32 protein-coding genes are annotated in these 15,596 nt (G+C 36.3%); 28 read left to right on the forward strand and 4 right to left on the reverse strand.

The window, feature by feature from the left end; translation table 11 throughout:
- Nucleotides 1-84 precede the first annotated feature (84 nt).
- The 4 genes from HNQ35_RS00080 to HNQ35_RS00095 all read right to left on the reverse strand — a co-directional run bounded on the left by HNQ35_RS00080 (nt 85) and on the right by HNQ35_RS00095 (nt 2,511).
- The gene (locus HNQ35_RS00080) at nt 85-1,284 is read right to left on the reverse strand and encodes a tyrosine-type recombinase/integrase (RefSeq protein WP_246118031.1); all 1,200 of its coding nucleotides are present in this window, start codon (nt 1,282-1,284) and stop codon (nt 85-87) included.
- Entirely contained in the window at nt 1,271-1,474 is a 204-nt protein-coding gene (locus HNQ35_RS00085; protein ID WP_146935385.1) for a hypothetical protein, read from the reverse strand. The genes HNQ35_RS00080 and HNQ35_RS00085 overlap by 14 nt, the downstream gene beginning before the upstream one ends.
- Nucleotides 1,475-1,574: 100 nt before the next feature.
- Nucleotides 1,575-2,090 (reverse strand): DUF4352 domain-containing protein, encoded by a 516-nt coding sequence (locus HNQ35_RS00090; protein ID WP_146935382.1) that lies wholly within the window; start codon nt 2,088-2,090, stop codon nt 1,575-1,577.
- Nucleotides 2,091-2,139: 49 nt separating this feature from the next.
- Complete coding sequence (locus HNQ35_RS00095; protein ID WP_146935380.1) at nt 2,140-2,511, reverse strand: helix-turn-helix domain-containing protein; 372 nt, start codon at nt 2,509-2,511, stop codon at nt 2,140-2,142.
- Between the two features lie 148 nt (nt 2,512-2,659).
- Here HNQ35_RS00095 and HNQ35_RS00100 point away from each other — a divergent pair, with 148 nt between their 5' ends.
- The 28 genes from HNQ35_RS00100 (at nt 2,660) to HNQ35_RS00230 (ending at nt 15,594) form a co-directional block, all read left to right on the forward strand.
- Complete coding sequence (locus HNQ35_RS00100) at nt 2,660-2,908, forward strand: helix-turn-helix transcriptional regulator (RefSeq protein ID WP_170226590.1); 249 nt, start codon at nt 2,660-2,662, stop codon at nt 2,906-2,908.
- A 165-nt stretch (nt 2,909-3,073) separates the two neighbouring features.
- Entirely contained in the window at nt 3,074-3,865 is a 792-nt protein-coding gene (locus HNQ35_RS00105) for a BRO-N domain-containing protein (protein ID WP_146935376.1), read from the forward strand.
- A complete protein-coding gene (locus tag HNQ35_RS00110) occupies nt 3,866-4,177 on the forward strand; it encodes a hypothetical protein (protein WP_146935374.1) in 312 nt (103 codons plus the stop codon). It abuts the gene before it with no gap.
- A 100-nt stretch (nt 4,178-4,277) separates the two neighbouring features.
- Nucleotides 4,278-4,565, forward strand: a complete 288-nt coding sequence (locus HNQ35_RS00115; RefSeq protein ID WP_146935372.1) for a helix-turn-helix domain-containing protein — start codon at nt 4,278-4,280, stop codon at nt 4,563-4,565.
- Nucleotides 4,552-4,815 (forward strand): hypothetical protein, encoded by a 264-nt coding sequence (locus HNQ35_RS00120; RefSeq protein ID WP_146935370.1) that lies wholly within the window; start codon nt 4,552-4,554, stop codon nt 4,813-4,815. The genes HNQ35_RS00115 and HNQ35_RS00120 overlap by 14 nt, the downstream gene beginning before the upstream one ends.
- Nucleotides 4,816-4,899: 84 nt before the next feature.
- The gene (locus HNQ35_RS00125; protein WP_146935368.1) at nt 4,900-5,214 is read left to right on the forward strand and encodes a DUF658 family protein; all 315 of its coding nucleotides are present in this window, start codon (nt 4,900-4,902) and stop codon (nt 5,212-5,214) included.
- Nucleotides 5,215-5,218: 4 nt separating this feature from the next.
- A complete protein-coding gene (locus tag HNQ35_RS00130) occupies nt 5,219-5,479 on the forward strand; it encodes a hypothetical protein (protein ID WP_146935366.1) in 261 nt (86 codons plus the stop codon).
- A 269-nt stretch (nt 5,480-5,748) separates the two neighbouring features.
- The gene (locus HNQ35_RS00135; RefSeq protein ID WP_146935364.1) at nt 5,749-5,961 is read left to right on the forward strand and encodes a hypothetical protein; all 213 of its coding nucleotides are present in this window, start codon (nt 5,749-5,751) and stop codon (nt 5,959-5,961) included.
- A complete protein-coding gene (locus HNQ35_RS00140) occupies nt 5,939-7,909 on the forward strand; it encodes an AAA family ATPase (protein WP_146935361.1) in 1,971 nt (656 codons plus the stop codon). The genes HNQ35_RS00135 and HNQ35_RS00140 overlap by 23 nt, the downstream gene beginning before the upstream one ends.
- A complete protein-coding gene (locus HNQ35_RS00145) occupies nt 7,910-8,116 on the forward strand; it encodes a hypothetical protein (protein WP_146935359.1) in 207 nt (68 codons plus the stop codon). It begins immediately after the preceding gene.
- The gene (locus HNQ35_RS00150; RefSeq protein WP_146935356.1) at nt 8,113-9,039 is read left to right on the forward strand and encodes a recombinase RecT; all 927 of its coding nucleotides are present in this window, start codon (nt 8,113-8,115) and stop codon (nt 9,037-9,039) included. Before HNQ35_RS00145 ends, HNQ35_RS00150 begins: the two co-directional genes overlap by 4 nt.
- A complete protein-coding gene (locus HNQ35_RS00155; RefSeq protein WP_146935354.1) occupies nt 9,039-9,740 on the forward strand; it encodes an MBL fold metallo-hydrolase in 702 nt (233 codons plus the stop codon). Before HNQ35_RS00150 ends, HNQ35_RS00155 begins: the two co-directional genes overlap by 1 nt.
- A 14-nt stretch (nt 9,741-9,754) precedes the next feature.
- Entirely contained in the window at nt 9,755-10,480 is a 726-nt protein-coding gene (locus HNQ35_RS00160; protein ID WP_146935352.1) for a DnaD domain-containing protein, read from the forward strand.
- A gap of 11 nt (nt 10,481-10,491) precedes the next feature.
- Nucleotides 10,492-10,815 carry a replicative helicase loader/inhibitor gene (locus HNQ35_RS00165; protein ID WP_146935350.1) on the forward strand — a complete coding sequence of 108 codons (324 nt, stop codon included), beginning with the start codon at nt 10,492-10,494 and terminating at the stop codon, nt 10,813-10,815.
- The gene (gene dnaB / locus HNQ35_RS00170; protein WP_146935347.1) at nt 10,812-12,125 is read left to right on the forward strand and encodes a replicative DNA helicase; all 1,314 of its coding nucleotides are present in this window, start codon (nt 10,812-10,814) and stop codon (nt 12,123-12,125) included. Before HNQ35_RS00165 ends, dnaB begins: the two co-directional genes overlap by 4 nt.
- Nucleotides 12,097-12,297, forward strand: a complete 201-nt coding sequence (locus HNQ35_RS00175) for a hypothetical protein (RefSeq protein WP_146935345.1) — start codon at nt 12,097-12,099, stop codon at nt 12,295-12,297. Before dnaB ends, HNQ35_RS00175 begins: the two co-directional genes overlap by 29 nt.
- Nucleotides 12,294-12,551: a hypothetical protein gene (locus HNQ35_RS00180; RefSeq protein WP_146935343.1), complete on the forward strand. Its 258-nt coding sequence runs from the start codon at nt 12,294-12,296 to the stop codon at nt 12,549-12,551. The genes HNQ35_RS00175 and HNQ35_RS00180 overlap by 4 nt, the downstream gene beginning before the upstream one ends.
- Before the next feature lie 5 nt (nt 12,552-12,556).
- Complete coding sequence (locus tag HNQ35_RS00185; protein WP_170226589.1) at nt 12,557-12,727, forward strand: hypothetical protein; 171 nt, start codon at nt 12,557-12,559, stop codon at nt 12,725-12,727.
- Between the two features lie 14 nt (nt 12,728-12,741).
- A complete protein-coding gene (locus tag HNQ35_RS00190; RefSeq protein ID WP_170226587.1) occupies nt 12,742-12,894 on the forward strand; it encodes a hypothetical protein in 153 nt (50 codons plus the stop codon).
- Nucleotides 12,872-13,078 carry a hypothetical protein gene (locus HNQ35_RS00195; protein WP_170226585.1) on the forward strand — a complete coding sequence of 69 codons (207 nt, stop codon included), beginning with the start codon at nt 12,872-12,874 and terminating at the stop codon, nt 13,076-13,078. The genes HNQ35_RS00190 and HNQ35_RS00195 overlap by 23 nt, the downstream gene beginning before the upstream one ends.
- A 5-nt stretch (nt 13,079-13,083) precedes the next feature.
- Nucleotides 13,084-13,341, forward strand: coding sequence for a hypothetical protein (locus tag HNQ35_RS00200; RefSeq protein ID WP_146935339.1), 258 nt, complete (start codon nt 13,084-13,086; stop codon nt 13,339-13,341).
- 3 nt (nt 13,342-13,344) lie between these two features.
- A complete protein-coding gene (locus tag HNQ35_RS00205) occupies nt 13,345-13,575 on the forward strand; it encodes a DUF6011 domain-containing protein (RefSeq protein WP_146935336.1) in 231 nt (76 codons plus the stop codon).
- Entirely contained in the window at nt 13,514-13,915 is a 402-nt protein-coding gene (locus HNQ35_RS00210; RefSeq protein ID WP_174771655.1) for a DUF1064 domain-containing protein, read from the forward strand. Before HNQ35_RS00205 ends, HNQ35_RS00210 begins: the two co-directional genes overlap by 62 nt.
- Nucleotides 13,912-14,082, forward strand: coding sequence for a hypothetical protein (locus HNQ35_RS00215; RefSeq protein ID WP_170226583.1), 171 nt, complete (start codon nt 13,912-13,914; stop codon nt 14,080-14,082). Before HNQ35_RS00210 ends, HNQ35_RS00215 begins: the two co-directional genes overlap by 4 nt.
- On the forward strand, nt 14,079-14,210 hold the full coding sequence (locus HNQ35_RS14105; protein WP_260173481.1) for a hypothetical protein: 132 nt from the start codon (nt 14,079-14,081) through the stop codon (nt 14,208-14,210). The genes HNQ35_RS00215 and HNQ35_RS14105 overlap by 4 nt, the downstream gene beginning before the upstream one ends.
- Before the next feature lie 285 nt (nt 14,211-14,495).
- The gene (locus HNQ35_RS00220; protein WP_146935334.1) at nt 14,496-14,819 is read left to right on the forward strand and encodes a hypothetical protein; all 324 of its coding nucleotides are present in this window, start codon (nt 14,496-14,498) and stop codon (nt 14,817-14,819) included.
- On the forward strand, nt 14,816-14,980 hold the full coding sequence (locus tag HNQ35_RS00225) for a hypothetical protein (protein WP_170226581.1): 165 nt from the start codon (nt 14,816-14,818) through the stop codon (nt 14,978-14,980). Before HNQ35_RS00220 ends, HNQ35_RS00225 begins: the two co-directional genes overlap by 4 nt.
- Entirely contained in the window at nt 14,980-15,594 is a 615-nt protein-coding gene (locus HNQ35_RS00230) for a dUTP diphosphatase (RefSeq protein ID WP_146935332.1), read from the forward strand. The genes HNQ35_RS00225 and HNQ35_RS00230 overlap by 1 nt, the downstream gene beginning before the upstream one ends.
- The last annotated feature ends 2 nt before the right edge of the window (nt 15,595-15,596 follow it).

Consider the following 15,596-nt stretch of genomic DNA (forward strand, 5'->3'; position numbering starts at 1 on the left):
CTTAATAAACGTTGATATGACGGGGTTTGTCTAATGACAGACCTCGTTTTTTGATGGAAATATCACAAAAATATCACATTTATTTTACAAATTTAGTTTTTTGAGTATTTCTCTGTTGTTATTTGAGATATTTTCGATTGATTTTACTTTCATTTTATTTGTAACATGTGTGTATACTTTTAATGTCGTATTTGGATCTTCGTGACCTACTCTTTCCATAATCGTCGGCAATTCGGTTCCTGCTTCCGCTAACATCGATATATGTGTATGTCTAAATGCATGAGGTGTTAGTTTCTTTTCTAAATTGATATGCTTCATGAGCCTTCTCATTCTATCACCGATATTTTTAACTAAATAAGGGTATCCGTTCGGGCGCTGAAAAACGAAATCTTCGTCATGATAATCATCTAACATCATTTTATACTTTAATTTATGTTTGTCGTTTTCCCTAACCAATTTTTTAAGCATGTTCATAATACGTGGATCTATATCAATGATTCGAGCCTTGTTTGTTTTCGTTGTGTCTAACGTATATTTTCTCATGTTGTTCGTTTCGCTGTATAGTGTTTTAGTTATACGTATTGTGTTCTTTTCGAAGTTTAAATCATCTTTTTTAAGTGCGACTAATTCTCCTGGTCTCATTCCAGTAAAAGCTAAGGTATAAAACCATTCTTTATCAAGCTCTAGCCCAATTTTTAACACCGCATCTAAAAACTTTTCAAGCTCATCACTTTCAAAAAAAGTTTCCTCTACACTATCCCTTTCCAAATCTTCAACGGTAACTGCCTTCTTAGGAACGACTGCGCCATCACGTGGATTTTCCTTTATAAGTTTATTACGAATTGCATATTTAAATATCATATTAGCACATGTATTAACACCGCTAATTGTATTATGTGCATATCCTTCTTTATTTAAATTAAGTAACATTTGTTGATACATATGATGACTTATTTCGATAATCGGAGCTTTAACAAAGTATCTATTTAGTATTTTCACTTCTTTTTCTCTGATTCTTACTGAACCGCGTTTTACTCCACTCGCTTTATATACTTCCAACCATCTTTCGGCAACTTTTTCAAATGTAATAGACTTACTTACATTTTCATCTATTCCATTTTCTTCTAATGCACGAATCGCATCTTCTACACGTTGTTTTGCTTCTTTTTGAGTTTTTCCACGCCTTCTTATTTGTCGTCTTCTTCCAGTCCGCGGATTGCGCGGCGCTTCGCCTACGCACTCCCAAACCCATCCACTTTTAATCTTAACTTTATTGCATTTCATTATCATCATCCTCCAATCTTTTTATTGCCCAACGCAAATCCTTGATACGTTCCGTTTCAGACAACATACTATTTATTAGAATAAGTTTGGTGTTCTTGTATATAACCACCTCCGTCGGGTAATTCCATTGCACTATTTTTATATTTTGATTGGCGAGAGCGCTTAGGTCGTTGGTTCGTTGTTGCTTCATGCTATCCCTCCAAAATTCCATTGACTATAGTTAATAGGAACATCTGTTCTATTTTGGTTTATAATATTAGGTGTACAAATTAATGCACACCTAAAGGTTCTTATTCTATTTCTAATTCAAAGATTGCTGCGTCGCTAAATGATACGGCAGGTAAGAAGTGGACTTCGATTGGCCCTTCTTCAATACCGAAATGTTCTGTTCCTTGAATTTTCTTACCTGGAGCCAATGACCCCATCGTGTTGTCTAGTGGATAAGATTCCATTTTGTTTCCTGTTCCGTCATATACTGATAAGTCCATTCCGATTGGAATCTCATCATCCGTTGTATTTTCAACTTCATACTCGATTTTGATAACAGTTGCTGGGTCAGTTTCTGCGAACTCATTTCTTTCGTCTGTAGTAGAAACGCTTTTAATTGTCATTTTCACTCCATCAACTTCAGCAGTGTCGCCCAGACCTAATTTCTTTTCCTCTTTCTTTTCTTCCTTTTTGTCTTCTTTTTCTTCTGTTTCAGGCTTGTCCTCTTTTTTAGAATCAGTGGTTGAACTTGATTCATTACAAGCAACTAATGCAATAGATAAGATAAGTGCAAAAAGCAATAGAAGTAATCTTTTCATTTTATGTACCCTCCTTAATAATATTATCTAAACATCATAATGATGTAGATCACTTATTGTCTGTTTCTTCTTTGATGAACTCCCAAATCTTTTTAAGTCGAGCCAAGTCTTCTTCCTTTGATTTAGGCAGTTCTTTTACCCACCTTTTTAATTCAGGGTCTTTTATGAAGTTTTCGAATTCTTGTTGTTCACTCTCTGTTTCTTCTAAGTAACCGGCCCGTTTCATTAATTCGTTATAATCAACATTTAATCCGTTCGATAACTTTTTAATGATTTCAGGTGATGGTATACCACGTTTACCGTTTTCCATTTGCGACAAATACGAATTAGACACACCCGAATAAAGTTCGAGTTGCCTTATAGTCATATTGCGCTCTTTTCTCAACTTCCTTATATATAAACCAAAGTCTTTTGCTTCCAATTGTAATCACCTAAATACTATTTTAGTAAACTTTACAAAAAAAGATATACTTTTTATAAAAAAGTGCTTGCAATTGTAAATAAAACATGCTAATATGATTACAGTAGCAAGTTCACAAAAGCAAGCAACTAGAAAGGAGTTGATGCTTTTGAAGATTAAATTAAAAGATGTCAATAAGTTTAAATCCTTGTTGATGATAAGTGGATATAGTCAAAGGGCTTATGCTAGAGCAATCGGCATTTCAGAACCGTATGCTAACCAAATAGCAAACGGAACAAGAAATCCAGGCCCGGAAATAGCAAAAAACACAGCAGATCTATTAGGAGTGAAATTTGAAGATATTTTTTTTATAGATTATGCTTGCAAAAGTGAACAAAGCGAAGGACAAGCTATTTAAATCGAATACATCACACTCGAGATTGAGTGTCTAATCGAGCGGAGTTTCGCCATGACTCACCACTAGAGATGACGAGCGACAGCCACATAGGCCCACGCCAAGACATTAGATGCTGACTCTCGGGTGTGATGACGAAAACTAACTATTAATCAGGAGGGTTATCAAATGAATCAACTAACAAAAATGTTTGATGGTCACAAATTAACGATTATTGAAAAAGGTGGTGAACCAATTTTTAAGTTGAGTGATGTTTGTAAAATACTCGGCCTTGGTAATCCGTCGCAAGTAAAAACGAGATTGGAAGATGGGGTCATTAGTAATGAGGTCATCCTTGATAACCTAAACAGGCAGCAACAAGCAACGTTTGTAAATGAAGATGGTCTATACGATGTCATTCTCGATAGTCGTAAACCAGAAGCAAAACGATTTAGAAAGTGGATCACATCAGAAGTGTTGCCATCGATTAGAAAAACAGGAAGCTACTCAACAAGTGTAGACATTAGACAACTTAGTCCTGAACTCCAAATTATGAATAACATGGTTCAGGCATTAGCTAAACAAGAGATTGAAGCTAAGAAAATGAAGCAAGAAATTCAAGAGACTAAAAAAGAGTTGTCAGATGTAAGAAAGGTATTTGTTCTCAATCCAAAAAATTGGCGACGTGAAGTGAACGACATCATTATTAAAATCTCTAAAACACGTAATGATTTGGATGCTTATCGAGACATTAGAAATGAAAGTTATCAGCGGTTAGAAGAACGTGCTAGATGTGATTTAGGCAGACGACTGGAAAACAAACGTGAACGAATGAAAAAAGCAGGTTCTTCTAAAACAGCTGTCAATCGCATTAACAAAATGGATGTTATTGCAGACGATGAACGATTGAAAGAAATATACCTAACAATCGTTAAAGAAATGGCGATTAGATACGGAATTACTAACAAGGCGGTGTCATAAATGCTAAAAGTTGAATTCAGTGAAGAATTTATTCAATCACTTACTAACGAAATTAAGAATCAGCTAGTTCCTGTCTTAGTGCAGGAACTTAAGCAACAAGAGTTGCCACCATTACTTACTAGAAAACAGTTTATGGAGCTTGTTGGAATAAGCCCAGGCAAATGCAACGAATTATTTAACAGAAAAGATTTTCCAGTTACGAGGCAACTTGGCCATCCGAGAGTTCCGACCAAGAAGTTTTTTGAGTGGTTAAACGAGGATATCGATAACAGGAAGGACCTTGGGCTTAATTATCCATATCAAGCAATTTAATCGGGTGGTTGGTGTAAGTCTAATATAAACCATTTTGTGACTTTAGTCTTTGCTGTCATAGCAAATTTGCTTACAAAGCAAATTGGAAGGGGGTGATCACTTGGAATTTGGCCCTATTTTACGAAAGATGCGCAAATCAGCAGGATTGAGTCAAGAAGATATGGCGCATGAATTGCACATGTCAATTAGCAATATTAGTCGCTTAGAAACAGGCAAATACGAATTAAAGGCAATTGACCTATTAAATTGGGTCAACGTTACAGGTTCACAAGAAGTTTTAGCAGCAATGGTGCTAGGTGTTGATGTCGGTATGTTGCAGCATGCATTAGATTTAATATCCACAATGGCAGTTGGATTTATAGGAGGTATTATAAATGGATTTTTCTAAGCACTTTTTACCTGGTGATATTAAACACGCAACCAATGAGTTTGAGTGTGCAAAGGACCTATTGAAACTATCAATTTGTTATATAGAGAAAGGCGACATTGAAATAGCGAGAAATCGAGTTTATGACGCACTTAGATCGATTGAAGAACTACTTAAGATGAATCGAGAAAAGTTAAAGGAAGATGAATTGCGGCGCTTTATTGAAGCGAACGGAATTAAGGTTGTAAGGATGATGTTATATGGAAAATAAGTACGACTGGATTTATACAGTGTTGTTTGTTGCGAGTTTAGCGTTTTTGTGGTTTGCACTGATTAACTCATAGGAGGTGTAAAAATGCTGACTACTGATCAACTTGTTGCAATGGCTAAGGAAAAAGGAATAACGCTAACTGAATCATCTGTTTATCACAGAATACTTAAAGGTTGGACACTTGATGAAATTATCAATACACGTCAATTTCAACGTCGCAAAAGTAAGCGAACTGTATACGTTGTTTACAAAAATGATGAGTATTTGATGGAAGGAACAGCTGAAGAAATATCGAAAGCAACTGGTTTAACAATTGGATCTATATATTCCTATGTTTATCGATACAGAAAAGGATTGCATAAAACAAATTATGAAATATTCGAAGTTGATGAGGAGTGATGATATGAGAGCTTTTATTAAAGTTTGGGGTAATGAGTATCCAGTTGGGATAATCGTTTGGGATTATACAACCCATCGAATTTTTAACATCACATTCAGAGACGAAAACGACAAAGCATACACGGTGTTTAACGAAAAAGACGCTAATGGTGAGTATAACCTCGAAGACAACAAAGGAAATGCAGACGTTATGTTGACTGCTAATTTAGACGAGATCGTTTATTTAAAAGAAAAAACCCATCGTGCCGTAAACGATGAGTTTTAAGGAATCCTGAATTACCTACATTATATCAAATGTAGCAAGTGAAGGCTAGTCCTTCCTTGTCAGACTGGGAACACATGATACCTCCTAATTCACTGTTTTGTGCCACTGTTCCTGGTCTGATAAGGGTGGATTACCCTAAACCTAACGAAAGGAGGATAGACATAAAAAAATGCCTGTTGTTGCAGCAACAGGCAAAGGGAAGTGTTACAAAAATACTCCACACCTATATTTTAAAACATTTATAGGGTGTGGGCAAGGAGTGAAAAACCATGAGTATTACAGAGCAGTACGATTCAATGCTTTCTAAGGTGCAAAAACTTTCCAGTTATGAAAAAGAAAAATTGTTAATGGATATCATTTTAGACATTTATTCGTCTCACGTTTTCGGGATGGAGTATACAGCAGAAATGCTTAATAAGTTAATTAATCAGTTTTTGGATAGAACGGAGGAATTAAGAAATGAAGCAAATCAAATTGCTTAATTTAAAGCTAACCAATTTTAAGGGTATCAAATCGTTCGAATTAAATGCTGATGGTCAAGACATTAAAGTGTACGGAGATAACGCTACAGGTAAAACAACAGTATTTGATTCATTTGTGTGGCTGTTGTTCGGCAAGGACAGTCAAAACTCAACACAGTTTGAAATTAAGACGCTTGTAGATGGAAAGCCAGTCCATAAGCTTAATCATGAAGTAGAAGCAACTCTTTCTGTAGATGGTCAAGAGTTGACACTAAAGAAAGTGTTTAAAGAAAAATGGACTAAGAAACGTGGATCAGTAACCGAGTCGTTCAGTGGTCATACAACTGATTATTATATCGACGGTGTTCCAAGCAAAAAGAAAGAGTATGAAGGCAAAATAAGCGAAATCGTTGATGAAGAAGTATTTAAGTTACTGACAAATCCAGCGCACTTCAACGAGCAACTTAAATGGCAGGACCGTAGAAAAACATTACTTGAAATTGCAGGTGATGTTACAGATGAAGAAGTTATTGCTTCCAACGAATCACTTTCAAAACTAACAGAAATACTTGGCAATCGTTCGATTGATGATCATAAGAAAGTGATTGCTGCTAAGCGTAAAGAAATCAATCGAGAACTAGAAATGATTCCAGTAAGAGTTGATGAAATCAATCGAAATTTACCAGACGTGAACGGTTTAGATAAACAAGCGATAGAAATTAAGCTGAATGACTTATCCAAGCAAATAGACGCTAAAAATGAAGAAATAAACAACATTCGCAACGGTTCAGAAGTGAATGAAATTAAAAAGAAAATCAGTGACATTGATCTACAGATTGCAAATGTCCGTAACGAACATACTCAAAATGAACAGCAGGAGTTATTCAAGCTAAAGACTAGGCTACAGGAAGAAGAATCAAACCTAACCATATTGCGTAACGATTTACGAAACAAAGAACAGCAAAAACAGATAAACGAATCACGAATTAAAGACTTTGAACAGCAGATGAACGAGTTAAGAAATAAATGGACGGAAGTTAATGCTAAAGAATTTGATCATTCATCAAATTGCAAATGTCCTACTTGCGAACAGGATTTACCACAAGAACAGGTAGAAGAAGTCAAGCAACGTTTTAATTTGAACAAAGCAAATGAACTTGAGTCCATCAATAAAAAAGGTGTCGATCTTAAAAAGAAAACTGATGAATTGAAGCAAGAAAACGAACAGATTCAAAGAGAAATCGACAAAACGACAGAAATCGGAAAGAAGAAAGCTAAAGATGTTGAACGGCTCAAAGAGAAGATTCAACATGCTGAATCAACTGTTAAACCAGTCGAAGAAAATGAGCAGTACATCAAGCTCCAGGAAGAAAAGCAAGCATTAGAAAAAAAGATTGAAGTATTACAACAATCAGTTGATGAATCAGTTCAAAAGGTCCAGCAAGAAGTTGCTTCGCTAAAAGAACAACAAAACGCTTTACAAATGGACCTTACCAAGCTACAGCAAACAGAACAATCGTTAAAACGAATCGCAGAACTTGAAGCACAAGAAAGGAAACTAGCACAAGAGTTTGAAGAACTAGAACATCAACTCTATTTAACAGAAGAATTTATCAGAACGAAGGTTGATCTACTAGAAGAAAAGATTAACAGCAAGTTTAAATATGCGAGATTCAAGCTATTTGAACAACAGATTAACGGTGGATTAAAAGAAGTATGTGAAACGACTTATGAAGGTATTCCATACAGCGGTGGTTTGAACAATGCTGCACGTATCAACGTTGGTTTAGACATCATCAATACACTATCTAAGCATTATGGAGTGTCTGCTCCAATCTTTGTTGATAACGCAGAATCAGTTACCAGCTTGATAGATATCGATGCACAGGTTATTAGCTTGATTGTAAGTGAACAAGATAAAAAATTACGAATCGAAACAGTAAATCAGAGCGAAAGCGAGGTGGCGTAAATGGTACAAAAAATCGATAGAGCAAAGTCGTTTTGCTATGACAACGGAATAACGATGGATGAAATGGACAAAGTTTGGGGCAATGCTGTTAAATCAGGAAATCCAGTGATTAGTCAATTGGTCAGATCAGGGTGCACATGGCACGACTTAAATAAGCATTTATTACAAAAAATTTATAACCAATTCAAGGAGGAAAACAAAAAATGAGTAATCAAAACCAGTTAGCAATTATGAAAAAGAATGTAGTAGATGTTGTTGAAAATAAAGTTCGTGAGTTTCAAAAAGCAGGGGAAATTCATTTCCCTGCTAACTACTCACCTGATAACGCAATGAAATCAGCATGGTTGATTTTACAGGAAACAAAAGACAGAAATAAGCGTCCAGTATTAGAGTCATGTACTAGAGACAGTATCGCAAACGCATTGTTAGACATGGTTGTTCAAGGGCTAAATCCAGCCAAGAAACAAGGGTATTTTATTGCATATGGAAATACATTAGTTTTCCAACGTTCATATTTCGGTACTATGGCAGTGACAAAAAGGGTTACAGGTGCCAAAGAAATAAATGCAAACGTGATCTATGAAGGCGATGAAGTTGATTATGAAATGGTTAACGGTAAGATCACTAATTTAAAACACAAGCAAAAGTTTGGAAACATCAATAAAGACAAGATTATCGGTGCCTACTGCACAATTGTTCTCGATTCAAGCAATGTTTATCACGAGTTAATGACAATTGATGAAATTCGGCAAGCCTGGTCCAAATCTCAAATGTGGGGCAAAGGTCAAACGGAAGAAAGAAAAGGATCTACACATGACGAATTTAGACAGGAAATGGCTAAGAAGACAGTAATCAATCGTGCTTGTAAGAGATTTATTAATAGTTCAGATGATGGAAGTTTAGTTATTCAGCATTTCAATAGACAAGATGATGCAATCGTTGAAGCTGAAGCACAGCAAGAAATAGAAGAAAACGCAAATAAGGAAACGCTTGATTTTGAAGAGGAAAATATTGAAGATGCGGAGTTTACAGAAGTCGAATCAGAACCAGAGCCACAACAACAGACTGAAAAAGCTGAACCAGAGCCACAGCAACAAGATATGTTCGCGAATGAAGGGCCTGCATTCTAATGATCGAGATTAAAACATTAGCATCTGGAAGTTCGGGGAATTGCTACCACGTTACAGATGGTAGCACCCCACTACTCCTAGAATGCGGAATCAACTTTCGAGACATACAGATAGCATTAGATTTCAAAACTAGCAATCTAGCAGGTTGCTTGGTCAGTCATGAGCACAAGGATCATTCGAAAGGTATTAAAGACGTTTTAAAAGCAGGAATTGACGTTTATACGTCACAAGGAACAGCAGAAGCAGAAGGTATTAAACATCATAGATTGAAAGTTATTGAGCCTAAGAAGGCATTTCAAATCGGTACATGGAAGGTATTGTCCTTTGATGTTGAACATGACGTTAACGAGCCATTAGGATTCCTTTTTATGAATCAGCAAGGCGAAAAGCTTCTATTTGCAACGGACACGTACTATGTTCGTTATCGATTCAAAGGGCTTACTCATATCATGGTCGAGTGTAATTATAGCATGGATATTCTAAATGAAAACATAGAAAGCGGACGTGTTCCACAGCTGATGAAAAAACGATTAGTTAAGTCGCATTTCAGCTTAGAGAACGTCAAGGAATTTCTTAAAGCGAATGATCTAAGTCGAGTGCAAGAAATTCATTTGATGCACTTATCGGATAGCAATTCAGATGAAGAACGCTTCAAGCGAGAAATACAAGAACTTACTGGTAAACCAGTTTATATAGCTTAAAGGCGGTGGTTGGTGTGAGAAGTTTGCTAGTTGATGAATATCCTTTGATAGTATTGCCATCACTTGCAAAAGAGATTGGTTTGAACGAAGCGATTATGCTGCAACAGATTCATTTTTGGTTAGGAAAGAAGAAACACTACAGGGATGGACGATATTGGATTTACAACACTTATGACGGATGGGTGGAACAGTTTCCGTTTTGGAGTAAATCAACAATAAGAAGAGCAATAACAAGTTTAGAAAAACAAAACTTACTTTTAGTGGGAAATTATAACAAAGCGGGATTCGATAATACAAAATGGTACACGATCAATTACCAACAAATAAAATCAGTGAGCAGACCATCTGTTCAAAATGAGCAGACGGAGTGTTCAAAATGGACAGATGCACCTGTTCAAAATGAGCAGACCAATACCATAGACTACACAGAGACTAACAACATAGAAAGTAGTAGTAAGGGAAATCCATTTCATTTTTATGAAACGAACTTTGGAGTGTTGAGCCCCTTCATTTCAGAAAGCATTAAACAATGGTGCAACGATCTATCAGATGAATTAGTAATAGAATCTATGAAAATAGCTTTGAAAGAAGGTAAAAGATTTAACTATGCTGAAGGGATTCTTAAAAAGTGGCATTCAAATAACATTAAAACATTGGAAGATGTTGAAGCTGCAGAAGTTGAATTTAAGAATAAACGTAAACCAAAAAAGGAAAAGGACATTGACTGGGATAATTTGTAGGGGGTGTTGATATGAATCGGGAACAAGTTAAGCAATTATTCAAGTTCTTAGTAAGTATATATCCAAACTTTGAAGTATCTAGTCACAAACTTGATGTGTGGACCAGGATGATGAAAGATATGGACTTTAATCGAGTAATGGCAAAAGCAGAAACATACGTAACCGAAAATCGCTTTCCGCCGACAATCGCAGATTTATCAGCTTATGCACCAGATGAAAATAAACATTTAGAACAAATGAAGCAGTGGAAACGCGAAGCACAACAAGTGCCTGATGAAGTCAAACATCGATTTAGACAACAACTCTTACAGCTAGTACAGGTGAAAAGGCAATGATGGAAAACAGGGAAGCGGAACAATCAGTTATCGGATCTGTGCTTATGGAAGGTGAACTATATAAGGACTTAAGACTGGAACATAAGCATTTTGGTAGTATTATACACCAAAAAATATATCAAGCTATTGAACGAGTCGCAGATAAAGAGCAAAGCATTGACTTGGTAACAGTTACAACTGAACTAGCTGATGATATTAACAGCGTCGGTGGTGTCAGTTATCTTACGAATTTAGCAACGTCTATTCCAACAACAGCAAATTTAAGACATTATGAATCAGCGGTATTTGAAGCGTACAGGAATAGAACAGCTAGACAGATTGCTTTACAGTATGCAGAAAATCCAAATGATGAAAGGCTACATGAGCTTATTGCGGAGTTAGAAACTCTGAAAGAAGTCGGTGTACAAGCACAAGAAAAAACATTAGTCGATCACTTATCTGAGATTGTCGATGATATGTCAGCATCATCAGATGAACTTAATAATGGATTTAAAACAGGATTTACAGATTTCGACAACATGACAGGTGGTTTACAGCGTGGTGATTTAGTCATCATTGCCGCACGACCATCTGTCGGTAAAACAGCTTTTTCGCTAAACATGGGATCGGGTCATTGTAAAAACGGTGGAACAACACATATTTTCAGCTTAGAAATGTTAGCTAAACAGTTATTACAACGAATGATTTCATCAGAGGGACGCATAAACGGTCAAAAATGGCGTTCGATGGCATTTTCGACAGATGACTACAGCAAAGCCATGAGAGCGATAGGAATCATTTCGAATTGGAAACTAAACATATATGACCAGACCAGGACAATCAATGATATTAGAGCAATCGTAAGAAAAGCAGTTAATGACGCACCAGACGAAAAGCATCTTGTCATAATAGATTATTTGCAGCTAATGCAGACAACTGGAAGATATGAAAATCGAAACCTAGAAGTTGGATCAATGACAAGAGATTTGAAATTGTTAGCGATGGAATTAAATATTCCGATTGTAGTTTTATCACAGTTATCACGTGGAGTTGAGCAAAGACAAGATAAACGACCAATGCTGTCTGATTTACGTGATTCAGGAAACATTGAGCAGGACGCCGATGTTGTTGGCTTTTTATATCGTGATGACTATTACGACAAGGAATCGGAAAAGCAGAACATCATTGAAATCATTCTTTCAAAACAACGTAACGGACCTACAGGAACAGTGGAACTAGCGTTTTTAAAGGAATACGGTGCATTTTTAAATCTTGACTATCGTTATTCGGAGGATGATGCAAATGCAAGAATTGGAACGGCAAGCCCTTGAAAAAGAGCAAGAAAAGGAAATGTGGAAGCAAGCCATTATCGATTTATTCAAAAGTAACAGGCTAAGCGAAAGACAGCTTAGCCTTGGAATGGAAAAGATATTTCAGCTTGGACATAATGCGGGTCATTGTCGTGGGGAGATTCATAAGAAAAAAATGGAGGAAACAGCATGAGTGTGAATTTAAAAAAACAACCGAAGTTAAAGAGTCATGGATTGTTTACAGACTACACGATACTGCTTGAAAACCAAGAATTTAGGCATAAAAACGACGTTGTGAGAGAGGCAGCTACTTTATTTAATGCAGGCAAAGACGTGTCGCAGATTTCAAGACTTCTTAAACGCCCAAAAATGGAAGTCACATTGATGTTACTGCACCAAGCGACTAAAAGCAGAATTGATATTCAAGATTTAGTTAAAGGGTGGTGAATCAAGTGAAAGAACAGTCAATCGTTCGCAAGATATACATTGAGCAACTAAATCAACTTGGTTATTACAACACAGAAGGTAAATCCAATCGACAACTAGCTATGATTCTAGCGGCTAAAACCGAATCACAAGCTAGAGAAGTTAATATAGCGAGTCCGGAAAATAGGTGGTTTTGAAAGGAGAAATTACCATGACTAAACAAAAATCAAAACGCAGACGTGGACCATCGCCAGTGATTATACCAAGAGAAATAAACGAATGGATAAAACGTTCAAGTACAAACGCCAAAATTGAGAATTATCTAAAAGGCGGTGGCAGACGTGATTCATACAAAAAGACGTAAGAAATTGAGAAATCCACTGTTAATCAAAAGATACGAAGAAGGTTTCAAGGACGGAATCGAACATGCTGCTAATGTTATAGCAAAAAATTTTGAAGGTATTGAGAACATTAAAGGGATCGGACCTAAGACAGCGGAGAAAATACGTGAGCATGTTTTTAAGAAAACGAAAGAGCGTTCGAGGTGATATTGATGGATAATGCACAAATGAATCTTTTTGGCGACAACTTAGTAATTGATGACAACACAAAGCTAAAAGACTTGTTAAAGCACACGAATCATATTGATATAGAGCTTTTAAGCGATACAAGAGAGAAGGCATTGAGTAGGATTAAAAAGTTTGAGAAGTATGGAGAAATTAGAGAAGTAGATCATGTCGATAAGTGGTTTCAAATAAATTCGGAAAACCAAAAAATAAATGTGTTTTCTTATTATGAAAAAGGGGTTTAGTGAATGGAACAAGTTATCAACTGTTTACGTTGTAACAGACGATTAAAAACTGTAAAAAGTCGAGAGTTAGGATTCGGTCCAGTTTGTTATAAAAAGCATTTGCAAGAACAAGCAGACAAGGAATTTAAGAAGAATCAGACAACGATTGATGAGTATTTAGGGGATGAACACAATGCAACGAATGACAGCAAGGCAATATCGCAAAATGAGCAAAAGGCGTTCCAAGTATCGTAACAAAAAGGTTCAGTTAGATGGTCATACGTTCGATTCAAAGGCAGAAGCGAGATATTACCAAGAATTAAAATTAATGGAGCGAGCGGGAGAAATATTATTCTTCCGCCTGCAACCTAGATATAGATTGCTAGATGGGTTTGAAAAGCATGGCAAAAAACATCGAGCCATCGACTACATAGCAGATTTTGAAATACATCACAAGGACGGCTCTATCGAGGTTGTGGACATAAAAGGCTATAAGACGGATGTGTTCCGTATCAAGGAAAAAATGTTTAACAAGAAGTATCCGCATAAGTTAAGTATTTTGAAACTCGAAAAAGGGAGGTTTGTGGAGATATGACAACACTCGAAAAAGCAATCGCTTGGAGAGATAAATTAACCAAAATAGTTTCACATGCTAACGATCCGAACTATGTAATCGAAAAAATCGAAATACTAGATTACTTGATAGAAAACACAAAAGAAAACGAGTCGCACATGCCAAAACGAGCGGAAGTGAGTGAATGAGAGGACGTAAGCGAATCTGGATGTTGCTATATCGGTATGAAGAAGGCCACAAGGTGTGGCTGTACGAGCCATTACGAAAATACGAGATTACGGCTAGGTTACGTGATGGCTGGAAGATTGTCACATAAAAGCAAAATAAAGCGATTCTAGCGATTTTATTATAAAGATGATTAAAGATACTAGATTCAACTAAAAAACGACAGGCGGAAAGAATTGCCTATAAATTGGGGTGATTTTATGGCGATTGCAATGGTGATTGTGTTTATTATCTTAGTTTTTCTAGGTTTGACGACAGAGGAGTGGTAATATGACGGTTTTATTGACGATTTTAGGAATTTTGTATGTTTCAGCATTGATCGGATTTAGAAAAGCGTACATCAGACGTAGGCAAGAGATAGAAAGGAACGATTATTATGACTGATAAAGAGCGTTTGGAAGAAATAAAGAGGAATTATAACGAATTGCAAGCACAAAATTTAAGGTTACAAGAACGAGTGCAGGAGCTGGAAGTTTGGCGGAATGAAGTAACACAAAATGTAGTAGCAAGAAATGCAGAATATGCAAAATGTAGAGAACAAAACAAACGCTATCGTGAAGCGTTGGAGTTCTATGCAAATGAAGAAAATTACTTCTTTGATGAAAAAGAATACAAGGTTGGGTTAGGTGTTCCAGAATCAGAAATAACTCTCGATTATGGAAATAAAGCACGTAAAGCATTGAAAGGAGATAAGCAATGAATATTCCTATTCCAGAGAAAAAGGAAATTTCAATGAAAAATGTCGAATGGGGATCTGATGAATTTAACGAGTTAATAAAACAAGCTAAGGAGCAAGAACAAAAACAACAAGAATACGATCAAGCTGTTGAGTTTGTGACAAGAATTATGGAGGGATACTAATGAATCTTTCAAAACTATTTCCGATACAAAAGAAACTAGATGATCGAATCGAAAAAGAAAAAGGACTGGAAGGACAGGACTTGCTAAATAAGAAGATATTAGCCTTGCTAGTTGAATTAGGGGAGTTAGCAAACGAATGGAGAGGGTTTAAGTTTTGGAGCCATGACCAAGAACCAAGAACAAAAGATTATAAACAGATAAAGTGCAAATGGTGTAATGGTTCAGGCGACGACGGTACAGGTATATGTCCTGATTGCAAATCGTCGGGAGATGTTTACAAAGAATATAACCCACTGCTTGAAGAGTTCGTCGATTGTTTGCATTTCATTTTGAGTATTGGGTTGGAAATAGGTGTTTGTCCAGAGGAATTAGATGCAGAGCCTATATTTTGCGCAAACGTCACAGAGCAGTTTAGTGATTTATTTTATGAAATTTCTTGTTTGAAATGTGAAGAAAGAAACGGACAACTATACGAGGATTATTTACGATATGACGTTATGTTAGAACATTTTGTAGGTTTGGGCGAAATGCTAGGCTTCACTTGGGAACAAATCGAACAAGCCTATTTTGATAAAAATAAGGTGAATCACGAAAGGCAAGAAAACGGATATTAAGG

The organism is Cerasibacillus quisquiliarum (assembly GCF_014202495.1).
In the GTDB taxonomy this organism is placed as follows: domain Bacteria; phylum Bacillota; class Bacilli; order Bacillales; family Amphibacillaceae; genus Cerasibacillus; species Cerasibacillus quisquiliarum.